Raw genomic sequence first — 17,048 nt, 5'->3', positions numbered from 1 at the left:
GAGCGGCTTGCCTCGAACTGACCAACATTGGCGGCCGAGCGAGGACATCAGATGAAGGTTTTATTGCTCACCGGTGCCCTGTTTTTCGCCGGCCTGGCAGGCTGCGCCTCGGCCCAGGAGCAGTCCCGGACGGTCGAGCGAACGGTCAAAAGCGTGCCGAACAGGGACGCCCGGATCGGCGTCTACCTCAACGTGCAACCCGATTGCACATCCGGGCCACTGCCAACGATTCGACTGGTCAGCCCGCCCGCCTCCGGCAAGGTTGTAGTCAAGAACGCGAAGGTCAAGGCTACCAACTACAAGGCCTGCCTTGCGCTGGAGGTGCCGGCTTATGTCGCGTTCTACAAGTCGCCTGCGGATTTCCTCGGTAATGACGTGTTGACGATCGAGGTCAAATATGTGGGCGGCCGTACGGAAATCCAGAAGATTACTGTGAACGTGATGAGGGCGGGCGGGGAGCAAAAAATCTAATCGCCGCGATTTGATTGGTCAGCACCGACCCTGATGGCGGATTCGTCGGGAGAATATCCTCAATAGGAAATCGCGAGGGGCCGGGCTCGATCCAGGTTGACCAGCCGTAACAACCGCCAAAGACACGGTCCTATCGGTGCACAACGGACTATTAGTTTGACGGTACGGCTGATTCTTGCTCTGTTGACTGCATTCTCTTTTTCGATTTGGGGGCAGCCATGCGGTTCGCATTGGGCAAATTCGTTTTGATCGCAGCTTCGTTGGGATTCACTGCATGGGCAAGCGCGTATCCTGCTGGCGCAGCCGACCTCGGTTTGATGACCGCGGGGCCCGGCTCAATTGGCAATTGCTCCGAAATCGTTTTCAGTTGCGAGAATGGCAGGCAGTATCCGCTCTGCCCGATTGCAACGAGCGTCGTCGGTGAAGTCGTTACTGCATCGCTGCACACCGGCCACCGCGGGGGCATTCACGTTCGGTTGGTCCCGATGGGCGTCGGCTACCGATATGCCGGGCGCGGGGTATGGCTGGACGGCTTCCGCGACAACGCACTGCTCAACTTCGGAAAGCACAGCCAGGTCGCATGCACGATCGAGCGCTCCTGATCACACGCTGACCACACGTAAAGTCAGGACCAAATGGGCAGCCGCTACCCCTTTGTGCGAACTACGACGTGCGAAGCGCGGGGGCGCATGTAGGCTTTGGGCTGGACATAGCGCGCACAGTGATCGTTCCACTGCTGCAACTGCCAATTCCACTTCAAGCATCCGGATTCCACCGCAGAATCATATCCCCAATCCAGCCGATAAGGCTCATCCCCGAATGGATAAGGACCGCTGTAAGCGCGGCTGCTTGAAACGATAACGAGCGAAATGGAAGCGCCAACAATTGCAAAGAGTGTTTTCTTCATAAGAACCCCGGTCTGGAGCGCACACGCCGAAGAGTGCCAAATGGCTTCAAGCTTATCAAGCGACAAGCAGTGGTTTGACCGCGGTTTGCCGCCGGTCCGACGCAACTCTTGTTCTGCCTGATTGATGTCGCCCCCGCCTATCATCTTCGGCCAACTGCAGGATTTCGATTTCACACGCGGTCAGTAGCGTTGCGGGATCAATCGGTCGTCGGTGCTGCAACTTTCGCTGCGGCTCGACTTCAACCGCGATAGCAGAGAACCAGCTTGCTGGCAGCGCACGCATTCATGCCCATGAAAAGGGATAGGACTTACTAAGTAGCTCGATCTCGAAAGCGTCGATACCTAGTTTGCAGCGGTTCGGCCGGCACACCGTTTTCTCCCAGAATATCTGCGACCAGTTCATCCTTAACGATTTTCTCCATCACTGCCCGCACAAGTCGCGTACGCGAGATACCGCGCTGCTTTGCAGCCTCCTGGAGATATTCAACTTCCAACGGGATCACGATATTCTTGATGGTCACGGCCAGTCCTCGATGCTCCTTCGCTCTAATGATCTGCTCTGCTGACCAGCAATCTTGGCAAGAGTTGGAGAGGACGGAGGCAACCGTCGCCTTTCTGCTTTGCGCTACGCTCATGTGCATGGAAACATGCATAGCCACAGACGTTTGCTTGCAATTGCCACCGCCCGCTGGCCCGGGGCGAGACACTCCTGACCCCAACGTCGGCTCGTCATTTAATTTGTGAGAAACGACTAAACTTTACACGATCCAGGGGGCCGTATTAAATGAATGCCGATATTTAATCGCAGAGCGAGCTGCGAATGTATTTGAACTGCATCCCGCCCGAGGTTCTGTTCCGTCCGAAGGTCATAGGCTAGGAATACTTATGAAGGAGAGATCGAGCGAGATAGATCGGCTGCCAGTCACGGTGCTCAGTGGATTTCTGGGCGCAGGCAAAACAACATTGCTTAATCGCGTACTGATGAATCGCGAAGGCCTGCGCGTTGCAGTCATCGTCAATGACATGAGTCAGTTGAACATAGACGCAGACCTTGTCCGCAACGGTGGCGCCAACCTTTCACACACGACCGAGTCGCTCGTGGAGCTCAGCAATGGCTGCATATGCTGCACATTGCGCGACGACCTCCTGTCGGAGGTCAGGCGATTGGCCGAGCAACGGCGATTCGATTATCTTCTGATCGAAGGAACTGGCATTGCTGAACCCCTTCCCATTGCGGCAACGTTCTCGTTTCGCGACGAGGCCGGCGCCTCCCTTTCCGATGTTGCGAGACTCGACACGATGGTCACCGTCGTGGATGCCTTGAGCCTGCTCGCCAACTACAGCAGTCGCGATCTGCTGCGCGATCGCGGCGAGTTGCGCGATACGTACGACCAGCGGACGCTTGTCGATCTTTTGGTTGAGCAGATCGAGTTTGCTGATGTGGTGGTAATCAACAAAGTGTCAGAAGCGACAGGCGCGACGCGTGCGGAAATTCGTAAGGTAATTGCCGCACTCAATCCCCAGGCGCGCCGATTCGAGACTGACTTCGGAGAAATTCCTCTCAAGGCGATTCTTGACACCGGCCTTTTCGACGAAGCGAAGGCTGCGACTCACCCACTCTGGTATAAAGAGCTATACAGCCCCGATTCCCACGTGCCGGAGACCGAGGAGTACGGCATATCCAGCTTCGTTTACAGGGAAAGACGTCCCTTCGATCCCGTTAAGCTGTTGTCGTTGCTCAACAAGCCATGGCCGGGTGTGATACGCGCCAAAGGGCACTTCTGGCTCGCCACGCGTCCGGATTGGGTGGGTCTTCTCTCCGTTGCTGGCATGCAGCGTCGCTGCGAGCCCATGGGCTATTGGTGGGCGACAATCCCGAAGCCAAGTTGGCCAAGCAACCCTCAGTTTCAAGAACAACTCAACAGCCGATGGGATGGCGCTTGGGGTGACCGCCGTCAGGAACTCGTGTTCATCGGTTCAGACATGGACGAAGCGCAAATCCGAGCCTCGCTGGATGCCTGCCTTCTCCATTCGGAGAACGGGTTCGATCCGCAGAGCTGGCGTAATCTGAGCGACCCTTTTCCACCGTGGCATTATCCTGATCACACCAACAATATCGGCGTGTCGCTTCGTTAGCTTGAGCTCAATGCTTGCTGGCGCGCGAGACGCCTGCGGCGAGGATGGCCCGGCTTAACTGGCACCTCCACCGCAATGGCGACGGCTGCAATCTCTATTGTCACCGTCCAAGCGCCTAGATCTCGAGGGGGCGCCTGGGATCACACTGCGACCATTTTCTCAGCAAGGTATTCAACTTGGCTCGCAGGACGCAGTCCTGCTCAACCATCATCCCCTTTCCCAGTGAAAGGCCCTTGCTTAGTTGCCGAAGGAAGCCGTCGCGAGCAGACCCGACGCAAAAATGACCTCGGCAAAGCGTCTGCGGAGCGTTGTCGAAACCTCCGCACTAAAGAGGCATGTGGGTGAGCTCCCCATATTAAATCTCAGGTTGATCACCTCAATGAAAAACAATCAGAATGGTTATAACAGGCCAGACGTCCTTCCCCGGACCAATCTGCTGGAAAACCAAGGCTATTTGCCGATTGGGTCGGTTTAGATCGACATTTGATCATCACCAAAACTTTGCTGCTCGACACGGGAGAAAATTTGATATTAAATATCCTTAAAGGATTAATTTTTCATTTAAATTCAATGGAAATTAAACGTTGCCGGTGCGGCCATGGTCTTAGCAACTATTGCGGATAGGGACGCGACCATGGCCGAGCGGCAGATCGAACGCTGTGACTTGTCGAACCAGCATGCGTGCTCGCTTGAGGTCACTACCCAGCGCAGCATCGCGGTCCAGCGATCCACGGGTGGGCCGTCCATTGAAGCTGTCGCTTCTGTATCCGCCCAGTCATCACGGCTGCAGCCTCTCATACGTATTCCCCTTTCTCGCGCGAGGATATCATGAGGTCCTTCTACGAAAATTCCGGTTTGGGCCGTATTGCTCTCGGACTGCGGACTTGGCCACGCACTGTCCTGCGAGGAAATGCCCGCGCATCCGATTTGGACACTGATAGCGAGTCGCTTCTCGCCCCGCGGAAATGGTGGGAAGGTCCGGGCATGATCGGCTTAGGTGCCGTCGCGTCGACATTCACTGAAATCGCCGAGGCTCGTTTCGCAGGGTTGACAGCGGTAGTTCGAGCGCCAGCGCCTGCGGCAGCCGAGCCAGTAATGTCAGATCCCGTTGTGCTCCTAGGCAGGGCCCCTTCCGTGGCCTTGGCGCCAACGATCATTGGGTCATCTGCGCCCCCTCCGGCGGTTGCCGCCATTTGTGGCTGCGGCTACTTCCTTGCTCCAACACGGGTGCTCGACCAGATGGCGGCCAATGCAGCGCATGTGCATTTGAGCGGCCAGGTGAATGATACCCGAGTTTCAGGCGGAGCGGATTTCCTGTTGACGGGCAAAGCCGGGATCATGGGAGCCTCGGTCAGCGCGGAGATGTCTCTACAGAATGTTGCGCCAATTAAAGATTGGGCGTTGGTAGGAGGTACCCAGACCGGTACCGGCACTGAGACCGGCGAAATCGGTGTTCTGTCGGGTTCGGTTACGACCACAACGGTTTCGCGAGCCGCCACCACGGAATCGTCCAACCTCCCCACGGCCGCCGCGACATCTACAAACCCGATCGTGCTCGAGAATCAGAAGCAGGGCACCCCACAAAGCGTGTGGGATATCGAAGGCGCCGGCAGCTCGAATATCGAAGGTTTTGCTACCGACATCAGCGTCGATAATGGCAACAGAATTGACTTCAAGATCAATACGGACTCGTCAAACTACCGGATCGAGATATATCGCCTCGGATACTACGGCGGCATGGGTGCTCGATTGGTCACGACCATCCAGCACACGGGCGTACAAAATCAGCCTGCGCCGCTGCGCGACGCGACCACCGGCCTCGTCGATGCCGGCAATTGGTCTGTTTCCGCATCCTGGGACGTTCCGGCGGATGCAGTGTCCGGCGTTTACATTGCGAAGCTCGTGCGCCAGGACGGAGTCGAAGGCGCAAATCATATCCCATTCATCGTGAGGGATGACAGCAGCACCAGCGACATCATCTTCCAGACGTCGGACACAACGTGGCAGGCCTATAATGGGTGGGGCGGAGCAAACTTCTATGGCGGAAACGGTCCTGCGACGGGTCAAGGTGCAGGACGCGCCTACGCGGTGAGTTACAACCGCCCAATTGCTACCCGGGGCGGCGTCGGTGTGGCCTCCGGCGCGCAAGACTTCTTGTTCGGAGCTGAATACGCAGCGATCTACTGGTTGGAGCAGAACGGCTACGACGTCTCCTACATGGCGGGCGTGGATGCAGATCGTTACGGCAGTCTGCTCCTTAACCACAAAATGTATCTCGACGTTGGTCACGACGAATATTGGTCGGGGCAGCAACGCGCCAATGTCCAGGCGGCCCGCGATGCCGGCGTGAACCTGGCGTTCTGGAGCGGCAACGAGATGTATTGGCGCACGCGCTGGGGCAACAGCATCAGCAGCGACGCCACGGCCTACCGCACCTTGATCTCCTACAAGGAGACCTGGTCGCCGTCAGCGTCGATCGATCCAAGCAACGAGTGGACCGGGACGTTCCGTGATCCGCGCCTCAGCCCGCCGGCGGTCGGCGGTGGCATGCCGGAAAATGCCTTGATCGGACAGATGTTCCAGGTCGATGATGTCGGCGCCAGCAATGGCGACGCCTTGCAGGCAATCACAATTCCCTACGACGACGCCAACCTGCGCTTCTGGCGCAACACCAGCGTTGCAAATCTTCAGCCTGGACAGACTGCGACGCTGACCGATAACTATCTCGGCTATGAGTGGGATGAAGCGCCCGACAACGGATTCGATCCCGCCGGACTGGTCCGGCTGTCCTCGACGACGCTTCCAGTCAACACCTATCTACTTGACTACGGTAACACAACCGGGGCCGGCGTCTCGACCCATAACCTGACGCTCTATCGCGCGCCGAGTGGCGCATTGGTATTCGGGGCCGGCACGGTCTACTGGTCGTGGGGCCTGAGCGACAACCACGACCTGGTACCAACTCCCAGCGACCCACGCGTGCAACAGGCGATGGTCAATCTTCTGGCTGACATGGGTATTCAGCCGGCAACGCTTCAGTCGGGGCTGGTCGCCGCTACCGCCTCTACTGACTCCACCGCTCCAACCTCCACCATCAATCCGATAGCAAGCTTCAGTGCGGGAAGTGTGGTCGCGATTTCCGGCACGGCATCGGACTTGGGTGGCGGCGTGATCGGCGCCGTGGAGGTATCAACAGATGGCGGCGTGAACTGGTATAATGCAACCGGCGACGAGAACTGGACGTATACCTGGTCGCCTCAGGTTGCCGGCACCTACACCATCATGAGCCGCGCGGTAGACGATTCCATTAATCTGGAAACGCCTTCGGCAGGTCGCACTGTGGTCGTGACCGCTCCGTCTTACATTTCGCTCTTCTCGGGCTCGTCAACTCCCGCCACCGTCAATACTGTGGACGCAAGCGCGGTTAATTTGGGTGTGAGGTTTCAAACCTCGGTGGCCGGCACGGTAAGCGGAATCCGCTTCTACAAGAGCAGCCAGGATATAGGCACACACACCGGCCAGCTCTGGTCGAGCACCGGTACCTTGCTGGCAACCGCCACCTTCACGAACGAAACGGCGTCCGGTTGGCAGAGCGTGACCTTTTCCAACCCGGTCACACTGACGGCGGGTGCCACCTACGTTGCCTCCTACCACACGAATGTAGGCCACTACTCCTCCAGCGTGAACTACTTCACCAGCAATGTGACGAGCGGTCCACTGACCGCTCTCGCCAATGGAAATGGCGTCTATACCTACAGCAGTAACGTCGCGTTCCCGACAAGCACGTTTCAGTCAACGAATTTCTGGGTTGACGTCATGTTCAATCCTTCCACCGCCAACAGCCAGCCGGTGGCAACGAACGATACCGGGCCAATTCTGACCCAAAATTTGGCCTCGACAATCGCGGCGTCGTCCTTGACTGCTAATGACAGCGATCCCGATGGCGATGCGTTAAGCATCATAGGAGTGAGCGCGCCGACGAACGGCACCGTCGTCCTCAACACCCAGCCCAATCCGCAGAACAACACCATCACGTTCACGCCCACCGCCGGCTATACCGGTCCGGCGAGCTTCAGCTACACGGTCTCGGACGGACGTGGCGGGACGGCGACGGCCAACGTCAGCTTGACGGTAGTGCCGCCCGGAGCGGCTCCGGTCAGCCTGTTTAGCGCGTCGGATACACCCGCGCAGACCAACCTTAATGACGGAGCCCAGCTCGAAGTCGGGATGAAGTTCACGTCCTCTGTGGCCGGCCAGATTACGGCTCTCAAATTCTATCGCAGCGCCGGCGACACTGGCACCGACGTCCTAAATCTCTGGACTGCAACGGGCACCCTTCTCGGCAGCGCGACTTTTACCAATACGGCAGCCAGCGGCTGGCAGACGGTGACCCTGCCGTCCACGGTCTCAATCGCTGCCAACACCACCTACATTGCTTCCTATCACACGACCGGCGCCTATGTGGCGACCAACAATTACTTCACAACGGCCGTCACAAACGGCCCCTTGACCGCGCCCTCCACCACGACGATCGCCGGCGGCAACGGGGTGTATGCCTATGGCGGCACCAGCACGACCGGCATCTTCCCGACCAACACCTATGGCGCCGCAAATTATTGGGTCGATGTCGTGTTCACGCCGACCAGTATCAACCAGCCGCCGGTTGCCAACAACGATAGCGGTTACACCACCACGCAGAACACCGCGCTGGCGATTGCGGCCGCGGCGCTGCTCGCTAACGACACCGATCCGGACGGCGGTACGCTGACGGTCACGGGCGCGAGCGGCGCCGTCAACGGTACCGTCAGCTTCAACGCCCAGACCAACGTCGTCACCTTCACGCCGACTACCGGCTACACCGGCGCCGCGTCCTTCAGCTACGCGATCGCCGACGGACAGGGCGGCACCGCCACTGCAACGGTCAGCCTGACCGTCGACGCGGCACCCAACCAGCCGCCAGTTGCAAACAACGACAGTGGCTACAGCACCACACAGAATACGGCTCTGACCATTACCGGATCGGCCCTGCTCTCCAACGATACCGATCCAAATGGCGATCCACTGATCATCACGGGCGTGAGCGCCGCCGTCAACGGCTCCGTCAGCTTCGACGCCCAGACCAACGTCGTCACCTTCACGCCGACTACCGGCTACACCGGCGCGGCGTCCTTCAACTATGCCATCTCGGATGGACGTGGTGGCACCGCGACGGCAACGGCAAATTTGACAGTGAACACGCCGACGGTGAGCTTGTTCTCGAGTTCGGACACGCCGGCGGTTCTCTCGGACCCCGACACCGCCCAGGTTAATCTCGGCATGCGGTTCACATCCTCCTCCGCCGGCAGCATTACCGGCATCAAGTACTATAAGGGATTAAATGACACCGGCACCCACACCGGCTCATTGTGGAGTAGCACCGGTACCCTGCTGGCGACTGCGACCTTCACCAACGAAACAGCGAGCGGCTGGCAGACGGTGACATTCAGCAACCCGGTATCAATCACCGCCGGAACCACCTACGTGGCAAGCTACCACAGCAATGGCCGCTACGCGTACACAAGCAACTACTTCACCACTCCGCGCGTCAATGGACCGCTCACGGCGCCCGCCAGCGACAATGGCGTCTACACCTACGGCACTGGCAACCTTTTCCCGACAAGCACCTTCGGCGCCACCAACTACTGGGTTGACGTGCTCTTCAGCCCCGCGAACAGCGGTGCCAACCAAACGCCGGTCGCAGCGAACGACTCCGGCTTCAGCGTCAGTCAAGACTCCACGATCACGATCGCAGCGTCAGTGTTGCTCGCCAACGACACCGATCCGGACGGCGATAATCTGACGATCACGGGCGTAAGTACTGGAGCCAACTCCAACGGCACCGCGAGCTTCAACGCCCAGACCAACACCGTCACCTTCACACCCAACGCCGGCTATACAGGCCCGGCGTCGTTCACCTATGCCATCTCTGACGGCCGGGGCGGAACGGCGAGCGCATCCGCCTCTCTGACTGTTAATGCGCCATCAGCCAGCATCGTAAGCCTGTTCAGCTCCAATCCGACACCAAGCATCGTGTCAGTCAACGATCCAAGCTCCGTGGAGCTTGGCCTCAAATTCCAGGCGTCTACTACCGGAGACGTCACAGGGCTGCGCTTTTACAAGGGCCCGTCGAACACCGGTACGCACGTTGCGCATCTCTGGACCAGTACCGGCACCCTGCTCGCCACCGCCACCTTCACCAACGAGACGGCGAGCGGCTGGCAGCAGGTGGACTTCGCCACACCGGTGACGATCACGGCAGGGACAACGTATGTTGCGTCCTATCACACGTCAGGAAACTACGCCGCCGATCCCGGCCTGTTTAGCTCGGCGGTTACCAACGGACCGCTGACTGCACCATCATCTGCTACGAGCGGAGGCAACGGCGTTTACGCTTATGGATCAGGCGCCCTTTTTCCGACGGACAGCTACAACTCCACGAGTTATGGCGTCGACGTTCTATTCCGTCCGCAACTTGCAGCCTGACAAGGAGAATTTGCTTGCTTCACCGGAGCTTCGGCGACTTGGACTAAGTCCTCGAACCGCCCGGCTCCGATGGACGCCTCGCTGCGGAACAGCATGTCAGATCAACTGATTGCTGCTAAGCATTGAGGAGTTAATCACTCGTCGGACCGTCCGGATTTCGGCCGAGCTGCTTCAATGCCGTAAAGTCGCGCGGGAGAGCCGAAGGCCTTAGCTCCTGGTGGGATATCCCGATTGACGAGCGAGTTTGCGCCAATCACCGCTCTGTCACCTACCGTGACCCCCATCTGAATGACGGCATTTGGGCCAATGTAGACCCCGTGACCGATCTTTGTCGGCGCGTAGTCGACCGGCTTCGCTCCAAGCGAGGTAGAGCGATTCACGGTGTTGTGTGTGTAGATCTGAACACCGGCGGAAATGGAGCACCAATCGCCGATCTCGAGACTCCCACCCGATCCATCCAGAATGCAGCCCGGGCCGATCCAAGTATTTCGTCCAACGGTAACCTCACTCAGGACGAGCACATTATCATACATTGTCGTGCCCTCTCCGAACCCACAAGCAGCAGCGTTGTCATGGCGTTCGGAAAGCAGGTCCGCGATCGACACTCTTCGATTGAACTGTCGCTTCTTGCGAACTGCAAGAAGTTGGAAAAAGCGCCGGCAGAGCGCCAACCATTCGTCAGCCTGTTCTTCGGTTATTCGATGATCAAACCTTGAGTCCATTGGGCTTCTGCGCTCTCCACCAACGCGTGAATAGGATCTCGACCTGACACTACGCGCTCTGGCATGTCATGGGAATGGCGAAGTTGCCGGTCGTTGCACTCGGCGTCATGGCCCTGGACCGTCAGAAGAATCCGTCTGCCTGCGAAGCCTTAACCGGCCAAAGTTTTCCGAACGCGCGGCAGCCTTCCCAGGGAAGCCTTTCGTCAATCCCGGACTTCCCAAGGAAATAGTTCTATGGCCTCGACGTTAGTGGATTGCGACAACTTCGCAGCCAAAAACGGGGCGAGCTTCTCGGCGATCCTTTGGCGTTCAACATGTATCTCGCGGCCGATCGCCTCGGCATACAGACGTAGCATATGGATCGTGTTACGCGGCACCTTGTACACTACTTGGCCGGACCCTGTTGTTGCACCAGGAGGGTTTGCCCATCCCAAGTGACCTGGTCGAACAACCAGCGAACCACGTTAAATACCTCCAATTTGATGTAAGATCTTGTATCGCAACCATTTTCTTGGCAAGCTACATTTCAATATATTATCTTGTATTTAAAACAAAGAGCTAGTCTATTTTATGCTCGAAGACCTCCTTGTCATTATTGGCTTGGAAGTGGTTCTACTCGTTTCAATCGCAGCGATGACGTTCCATCATAGGCGAATGGATGTGCTTAGTGGACGCTACTTTGCAAACGACCAAAGCGATCACGTGACGCCTGATTTGGGTATCGAGCAGCTCGCATGCGAGCAAACGGCACGACAGAAAGACGTGCTGACCGCTCCGCTCGACGAGAGGTCAAAACCGCCTCTACCCCGTAGCTCCGAACCGACACGTATTCGGAGGTGGGAGTTGCGGCGCTCTTACATTCGCCGCCTTACAGCCGCCCACGTCTCGGCGTCGACGGATCGAGCTTGGGGTTCGCGACGCGCGCAATCCATGTCGAAGGCTAACCTCTCGACCCGCACGCTTGGCCAGGGCAGCCAAACGCATGCGGCACTCCCCGAAGGTATCCGAATATATGCAGTGGGCGACGTGCACGGCCGCTCCGATCTTCTGCAGAGGCTGTTGGCCGCAGTCGCTGCCGATTGCAAAGAACGTCCGGTCCCCCGTCCAATTACGGTCTTCGTCGGTGACTATATCGACAGGGGACCCGACTCGCGAAATGTGCTCGATCTGCTGCTACGATGGCAGCAGTCCCACGAAGCAATCTTCCTTCGCGGAAACCATGAAACATTCTTGCCGCGTTTCCTTACCGATCCACGAAGCTTGGACGAATGGCGACAGTACGGCGGTCTCGAAACCCTGCTGTCTTACGGTCTTAAACCGAGCATCAATCCTGACCGGAACGAACAGACCATGCTAGCGACCGAGTTCGCGGAAACTCTTCCGAGAGAGCATCTCGATTTTCTGCAAGCGCTCGAATTGACGTTTAGCTGTGGCGGCTTTCTCTTCGTCCATGCTGGTGTTCGCCCCGGCGTTCCAATCCACGAGCAGACCGAGGATGATCTGCTCTGGATCCGTGACGATTTTCTCAACTGGGAGCAGCCGTTCGAACGCTTCGTGGTGCACGGCCATACACCGGTGAACGAGCCCGATCTGCGGCTGAACCGGATCAATATCGACACGGGAGCCTACGCAACAGGACGGCTTACCTGCGTCGTCATCGAGAACACTGCTGTTACCCAGTTAGCCAGTGACGAGATTCAGTTGGACGGAACGTTCAGCGTTCCTTCAACGCGTGCTGCGCCTGATCCTGCAAGGGCTTGAGCAGATAGGACAGCGCGGTTCTCGACGGTGTCTTGATAAAGACCTCGACCGGCATGCCTGGCACCACCTTGGCCGATCCGAGCTTTGCCAATTCCTCGGGCTTGAGCAGAACACGAGCCGTGTAATAGCTCGCGCCGGTCCGCTGTTCCTGTGTGAGGTCTGCGGAGACCACGGCGACTTCCCCGTCTATCTCGGGGGTTGTCTTCTGATTGAAGGCCGCAAACCGAAGCGTTGCCGATTGACCAACATAGACCTGATCAATTTCTCGGGGAGCAATCTTGACCTCAACTGCGAGGGCGTCGGCATCCGGCACGATGAGCATGATCTGCTCGCCCGGGGCGATCACGCCTCCGACAGTATGGACCGCAAGCTGATGAACTCGGCCGGACTGGGGTGCTCGAATGTCGATGCGATTGAGCTGGTCCACCGCCGCGATCTTTCGTTCAGCAAGTTCGGACAGCTTTGAGCGGGTTTCGATCAAATCCTTGCCGACCTCGGTTCGCAAATCCTGATCGATTTGAATGATCTGAAGCTCGACCTCGGCGATTTTTCCCTTTGCCTGCGCGATCATCCCGGCCAGTTGACTACGCTCGCCCTCCAGACGAGCGCTGTCGCGCTCCAGCGCGTTGAGGCGGGCGATCGGCACGAGATTCTTCTGCCAGAGGCCGCGAACTCCCTCCAGTTCCCCGAGGATGAAATTGACTTCTTTCTGCTTGGCCTCGGCTTGTCCTGTATAGCCCTTGATCTCATCCTGCAACTGCGCTCGTCGCTCCTTGAGCTGCGACTTCTGCCCGTTCCGGGCCTGGCCGCGAAGGTCAAATAACGCCCGTTCGGCAGCGATGGCGCGCCCGGCTTCGGAACGGCTGTCTTTCATTCTTTCCAGCAGCGCCTTCGGAAATGCGATCTCGTCGACGCTGTCCCGTTCCGCTTCAAGGCGAGCCTGGCGAGCGAGCAGTTCGTCGAGGCTCTTGGTGACGATCGTCGCGCTAGCCAGCGTCTGTGTTTCATCGAGACGAATTAGTATGTCACCCGCACTAACTTTGTCTCCGTCCCGCACCCGCAGTTCGCCGACAATACCGCCGGTGCCGTGCTGAACTTTCTTCACGCTCGAATCGACGACGACGACGCCTTGTCCGATCACGGCGCCTGACAACTGCGAAGTCGCCGCCCAGCCGCCGATTCCAAATGTCACGAACGCCGTCATGATGATCCCGACGACCATGTACCGCTGAATCGAGTGCAGCGCCGGAGTCACCGCACTGTCCATCTGCCGCCTCCCTGGCTATCCGCCACCACCTTGAGCGGGACGGGTGTCCGCAGCACGGTCCTGAGAACCTCCTCTTTCGGGCCAAACGACTGCACTCTTCCATCGCCCACTACTAATACGTGATCGACGGCTTCAAGCGCTTTTGGACGATGGGCAACCACTACGACAATGCCACCGCGGTTACGCACGCTAACGATTGCCTCGGTGAGAGCTGCTTCCCCCTCTGCATCGAGATTTGAGGTCGGCTCGTCAAGCACCACCAGGAAGGGGTTGCCGTAGAAGGCGCGCGCAAGTCCAATCCGTTGGCGCTGACCAGCGGACAACGTCATTCCGCCCTCACCAACCTGGGTACTATAGCCATCCGGGAATGAAAGGATGAGATCGTGCACACCGGCGATCCGTGCCGCTTCCAGGACGGCGTCCGGGGTGGCCTTTAGATCAAATCGCGCAATATTGACAGCGATGCTGCCCTCGAACAGTTCGATATCCTGCGGCAGATAGCCGATATGCCTACCTAATGCTTCCGAGGACCACTGATCCAGTGCAGCGTTGTCAAGCTTGATCCTGCCACGAAGCCGTGGCCAGACACCAACAAGCGCACGGGCCAACGTCGACTTGCCGGCACCGCTCGGCCCGATGATTCCAACGGCCTCGCCCTTTCGCAATAGGAACGAGACATCACTAAGGATCAGCTTCTCTGAATCCGGCGCCGCGACATAGAGCTGCTCCACGACGAACGCCTCGGTCGGCGCCGGCAGCGCGAGCGGCTCCTTCTCCTTGGGCAGGAGTTCAAGCAACTGATCCAGCCGTTGTCCGGACTGACGTGCGGCGACGAATCCTTTCCAGTTGGCGATCGCCGTCTCTACCGGAGCAAGTGCCCTGGCCGTCAGGATCGATCCAGCAATGATGATGCCGGCCGTAGATTCCTGATTGATGACAAGGACCGCGCCAACGGCGAGGACCAGAGACTGGAGAAATGAACGAAGGATCTTGGAAAGCCCGCCGAGTCCGCTCGCCACATCACTCGCGCTCTCGTGCGCCGCAAGGTATTTTGTATTGATGGACTGCCAGCGTTGCGCAGCTTGCCGCCTCATGCCCATGGCCTGGAGAACTTCGGCGTTTCGTCGCCCCTCCGCAGCGAGCGCGCTGCGTGAAATCGCAAATCGCGAAGATGCTTTCGCCGGCCCGCGCGTTCGCATCTCAGTCGCAACCGTTATGGCGACCAGCAGCAGTCCGCCTATTAGTGCGGTCACGCCGATCCAGAAATGAAAAAGAAAGCAAATGCCGAGATAAATTGGCATCCACGGCAGGTCAAACAGCGCTATCGGCCCGCCTCCCGAAAGAAAGCTGCGGACCAGATCAAGATCCCGCAGCGGCTGCATACCGTCACCATCGCCGCGTGTTTTCAGCGGAAGACGAACCAGTGAATCGAATACGCGCAACCCGAGCCTTTCGTCGAAGTAGCGTCCAATCCGCGCGCTTATTCTGTTTCGGATCAGATCCAGGCCGCCCTGAAATGCGTAGAGCACAGTTGCGAGCAACAAGAGCGCGACCAGTGTCGGTATGCTACGGCCCGGCAGCACCCGATCGTAAACCTGAAGCATGAAGAATGAGCCGGTGAGCATAAGAAGGTTGCTCAGGCCACTGAACGCTGCCAAAGCCCAGAATATTCGGCGGCACGACACCAAGAAGGCCGATATTTCAGATCGCGGCTCATCGTACTCTCGCGCCGAGCGCCAGCGCGAGAAAAGGCGCTGTCGAATGGCTTCGACCGAACGCTCCGCGCACTCACTCACTTCAGGAATGCGCAACCGCGAGCGAGCTCGTTGCGCCAGAATCCCCAAGGCGGCGACAAACACCGCCCATCTTGAGACCTCGATCTCGTCAAGCCTCTTAGGCGGGGGGATCTCCCCTCCCCGTCTTCCGAAATCAGTCATGGCATTCGCCCCTTGAACCATGCCCTTTGGGAGTGTCCCCAAGGCAGATGTTACCAACTCCTTTTACAAACCCCCAGCTCACGCAAAGTGGAAGTCGCCGCTATTAAGCGCGCTCAGTTTGGTGTTCTTCAACGTAAGCGTATCGCTTCCGGTGGAAATGACGACATCCTGACCAACTTGGCTCGCGTGCGAGAGAACGTTCGCAAAGCTGTCGAATACTGTCTTGCTGAACTGGATCGTGTCTTGCGCAGTTCCGCTCGCCGCGAAATCCTTGATGACGTCACGGCCGAAGTTTGCGGCAAACACGAAAGTATCGTGCTGACCGCCGCCAACCAGGATGTCATTACCCGAAGTGCTCTTCAGCGTATTGTTGCCCGTCGAGCCAAGAATCGCGCCGCCTGAAGTACCAACGATTTGGCCGGTACCATCAATCTGCTTGGCGATATAGGTGTGAACCGCGTCGGACACGGCCGAGGATGTCTTGAAGGACCAGGTACCATCGGCTGCCGCGGTAACATTTCCAATCGACGTGTTGCCATCGTACAGCTTGATCTGACTGTTGGCATCGGCGATGCCTTTGATGGTGACGATGTCGCTCGAGTCCTTGTGCATGGTGGTCAAAGCGACAGACGAAGTCGGTGCAGCTGCACTGGAAGCACCGATCTGCCCGTCACCGTTGAGATCCTGATGGAAGCTCGTCTCGAGCAATTTAAGGGCAGAGTTCGTACCCGACACGGAGCCGCCCGACACGGAACCGGTCAGGGCGCTGACATGGGAAACGTAGTTGCCGTTGTTGTCGGTGTTCCAGGCCGTGTACTGACCGGTGCTCGCCTCCTTCCAGGCAACCTGATAGCCCGTCGCCGTCTTCTCCGCACCGATCGGCGTCCAGGTGCCATCTTGCCCGTCCACAAAATCCGCACCGCGATACTTCAGCGAGGGGCCCGATCCGCTGCTGCTGTTGAGGTAATATTTGTCGCCGCTCTCCACGAGCCTTGTCGCACCAGCCGACTCGATTTGCTTGCTCGGAGTTGGCGTTGGCGACGTCGGTGCACTGGAAGCGCCGATCTGCCCGTCACCGTTGAGATCCTGACGGAAGCTCGTCTCGAACAACTTAAGCGCAGAGTTCGTACCCGACACCTGGCCGCCCGACATGGAGCCGGTCAGGGCGTTGACATGGGAAACGTAGTTGCCGTTGTTGTCGGTGTTCCAGGCCGTGTACTGACCGGTGCTCGCCTCCTTCCAGGCAACCTGATAGCCCGTCGCCGTCTTCTCCGCACCGATCGGCGTCCAGGTGCCATCTTGCCCGTCCACAAAATCCGCACCGC

Annotated in this window: 9 protein-coding genes and 1 pseudogene; 5 read left to right on the top strand and 5 right to left on the bottom strand. The window is 58.3% G+C overall.

All coding sequences use genetic code 11. The features are described from left to right. Window positions 1-51 precede the first annotated feature (51 nt). Both CQ13_RS26945 and CQ13_RS26940 read left to right on the top strand, forming a co-directional pair. Window positions 52-471, top strand: coding sequence for a hypothetical protein (locus CQ13_RS26945; RefSeq protein WP_057845863.1), 420 nt, complete (start codon window positions 52-54; stop codon window positions 469-471). Window positions 472-689: 218 nt separating this feature from the next. Then, window positions 690-1,073 (top strand): lysophospholipid acyltransferase family protein, encoded by a 384-nt coding sequence (locus CQ13_RS26940; RefSeq protein WP_057845862.1) that lies wholly within the window; start codon window positions 690-692, stop codon window positions 1,071-1,073. Between the two features lie 616 nt (window positions 1,074-1,689). Here CQ13_RS26940 and CQ13_RS43485 read toward each other — a convergent pair. Further along, entirely contained in the window at window positions 1,690-1,899 is a 210-nt protein-coding gene (locus CQ13_RS43485; protein WP_156433935.1) for a hypothetical protein, read from the bottom strand. A 364-nt stretch (window positions 1,900-2,263) separates the two neighbouring features. On the opposite strand from CQ13_RS43485, the gene CQ13_RS26925 reads away from it, so the two are divergent. Then, the gene (locus tag CQ13_RS26925) at window positions 2,264-3,514 is read left to right on the top strand and encodes a GTP-binding protein (RefSeq protein WP_057845860.1); all 1,251 of its coding nucleotides are present in this window, start codon (window positions 2,264-2,266) and stop codon (window positions 3,512-3,514) included. A gap of 1,239 nt (window positions 3,515-4,753) precedes the next feature. Continuing rightward, on the top strand, window positions 4,754-10,036 hold the full coding sequence (locus tag CQ13_RS26920) for a DUF4082 domain-containing protein (RefSeq protein ID WP_245309338.1): 5,283 nt from the start codon (window positions 4,754-4,756) through the stop codon (window positions 10,034-10,036). A gap of 134 nt (window positions 10,037-10,170) precedes the next feature. Here the strand turns inward: CQ13_RS26920 and CQ13_RS26915 are convergent, their stop codons facing one another. Further along, window positions 10,171-10,758, bottom strand: a complete 588-nt coding sequence (locus tag CQ13_RS26915; protein ID WP_057845859.1) for an acyltransferase — start codon at window positions 10,756-10,758, stop codon at window positions 10,171-10,173. A 570-nt stretch (window positions 10,759-11,328) separates the two neighbouring features. Here CQ13_RS26915 and CQ13_RS40220 point away from each other — a divergent pair. Then, a complete protein-coding gene (locus CQ13_RS40220) occupies window positions 11,329-12,519 on the top strand; it encodes a metallophosphoesterase family protein (protein WP_063800154.1) in 1,191 nt (396 codons plus the stop codon). Here CQ13_RS40220 and CQ13_RS26905 read toward each other — a convergent pair. The 3 genes and pseudogenes from CQ13_RS26905 to CQ13_RS26895 form a co-directional block, all read right to left on the bottom strand. Continuing rightward, window positions 12,473-13,786: an HlyD family type I secretion periplasmic adaptor subunit gene (locus tag CQ13_RS26905; protein ID WP_057845858.1), complete on the bottom strand. Its 1,314-nt coding sequence runs from the start codon at window positions 13,784-13,786 to the stop codon at window positions 12,473-12,475. The two genes, CQ13_RS40220 and CQ13_RS26905, sit on opposite strands and share 47 nt — an antisense overlap. Then, a complete protein-coding gene (locus tag CQ13_RS26900) occupies window positions 13,771-15,723 on the bottom strand; it encodes a type I secretion system permease/ATPase (protein ID WP_156433933.1) in 1,953 nt (650 codons plus the stop codon). The genes CQ13_RS26905 and CQ13_RS26900 overlap by 16 nt, the downstream gene beginning before the upstream one ends. Window positions 15,724-15,801: 78 nt before the next feature. Then, window positions 15,802-17,048: pseudogene (locus CQ13_RS26895) on the bottom strand (Ig-like domain-containing protein); the annotation flags it as partial.

The sequence above is a fragment of the Bradyrhizobium retamae genome (assembly GCF_001440415.1).
Classification (GTDB): Bacteria; Pseudomonadota; Alphaproteobacteria; order Rhizobiales; family Xanthobacteraceae; genus Bradyrhizobium; species Bradyrhizobium retamae.
This window is presented reverse-complemented; position numbering and strand designations above follow the sequence as displayed.

What these genes read in the sequence shown, in the direction of transcription:
- CQ13_RS26945 (WP_057845863.1), top strand. Translation starts at nt 52, where the DNA reads ATGAAGGTTTTATTGCTCACCGGTGCCCTGTTTTTCGCCGGCCTGGCA.
- CQ13_RS26940 (WP_057845862.1), top strand. Translation starts at nt 690, where the DNA reads ATGCGGTTCGCATTGGGCAAATTCGTTTTGATCGCAGCTTCGTTGGGA.
- CQ13_RS26925 (WP_057845860.1), top strand. Translation starts at nt 2,264, where the DNA reads ATGAAGGAGAGATCGAGCGAGATAGATCGGCTGCCAGTCACGGTGCTC.
- CQ13_RS26920 (WP_245309338.1), top strand. Translation starts at nt 4,754, where the DNA reads ATGGCGGCCAATGCAGCGCATGTGCATTTGAGCGGCCAGGTGAATGAT.
- CQ13_RS26915 (WP_057845859.1), bottom strand. Translation starts at nt 10,758, where the DNA reads ATGGACTCAAGGTTTGATCATCGAATAACCGAAGAACAGGCTGACGAA.
- CQ13_RS40220 (WP_063800154.1), top strand. Translation starts at nt 11,329, where the DNA reads ATGCTCGAAGACCTCCTTGTCATTATTGGCTTGGAAGTGGTTCTACTC.
- CQ13_RS26905 (WP_057845858.1), bottom strand. Translation starts at nt 13,786, where the DNA reads ATGGACAGTGCGGTGACTCCGGCGCTGCACTCGATTCAGCGGTACATG.
- CQ13_RS26900 (WP_156433933.1), bottom strand. Translation starts at nt 15,723, where the DNA reads ATGACTGATTTCGGAAGACGGGGAGGGGAGATCCCCCCGCCTAAGAGG.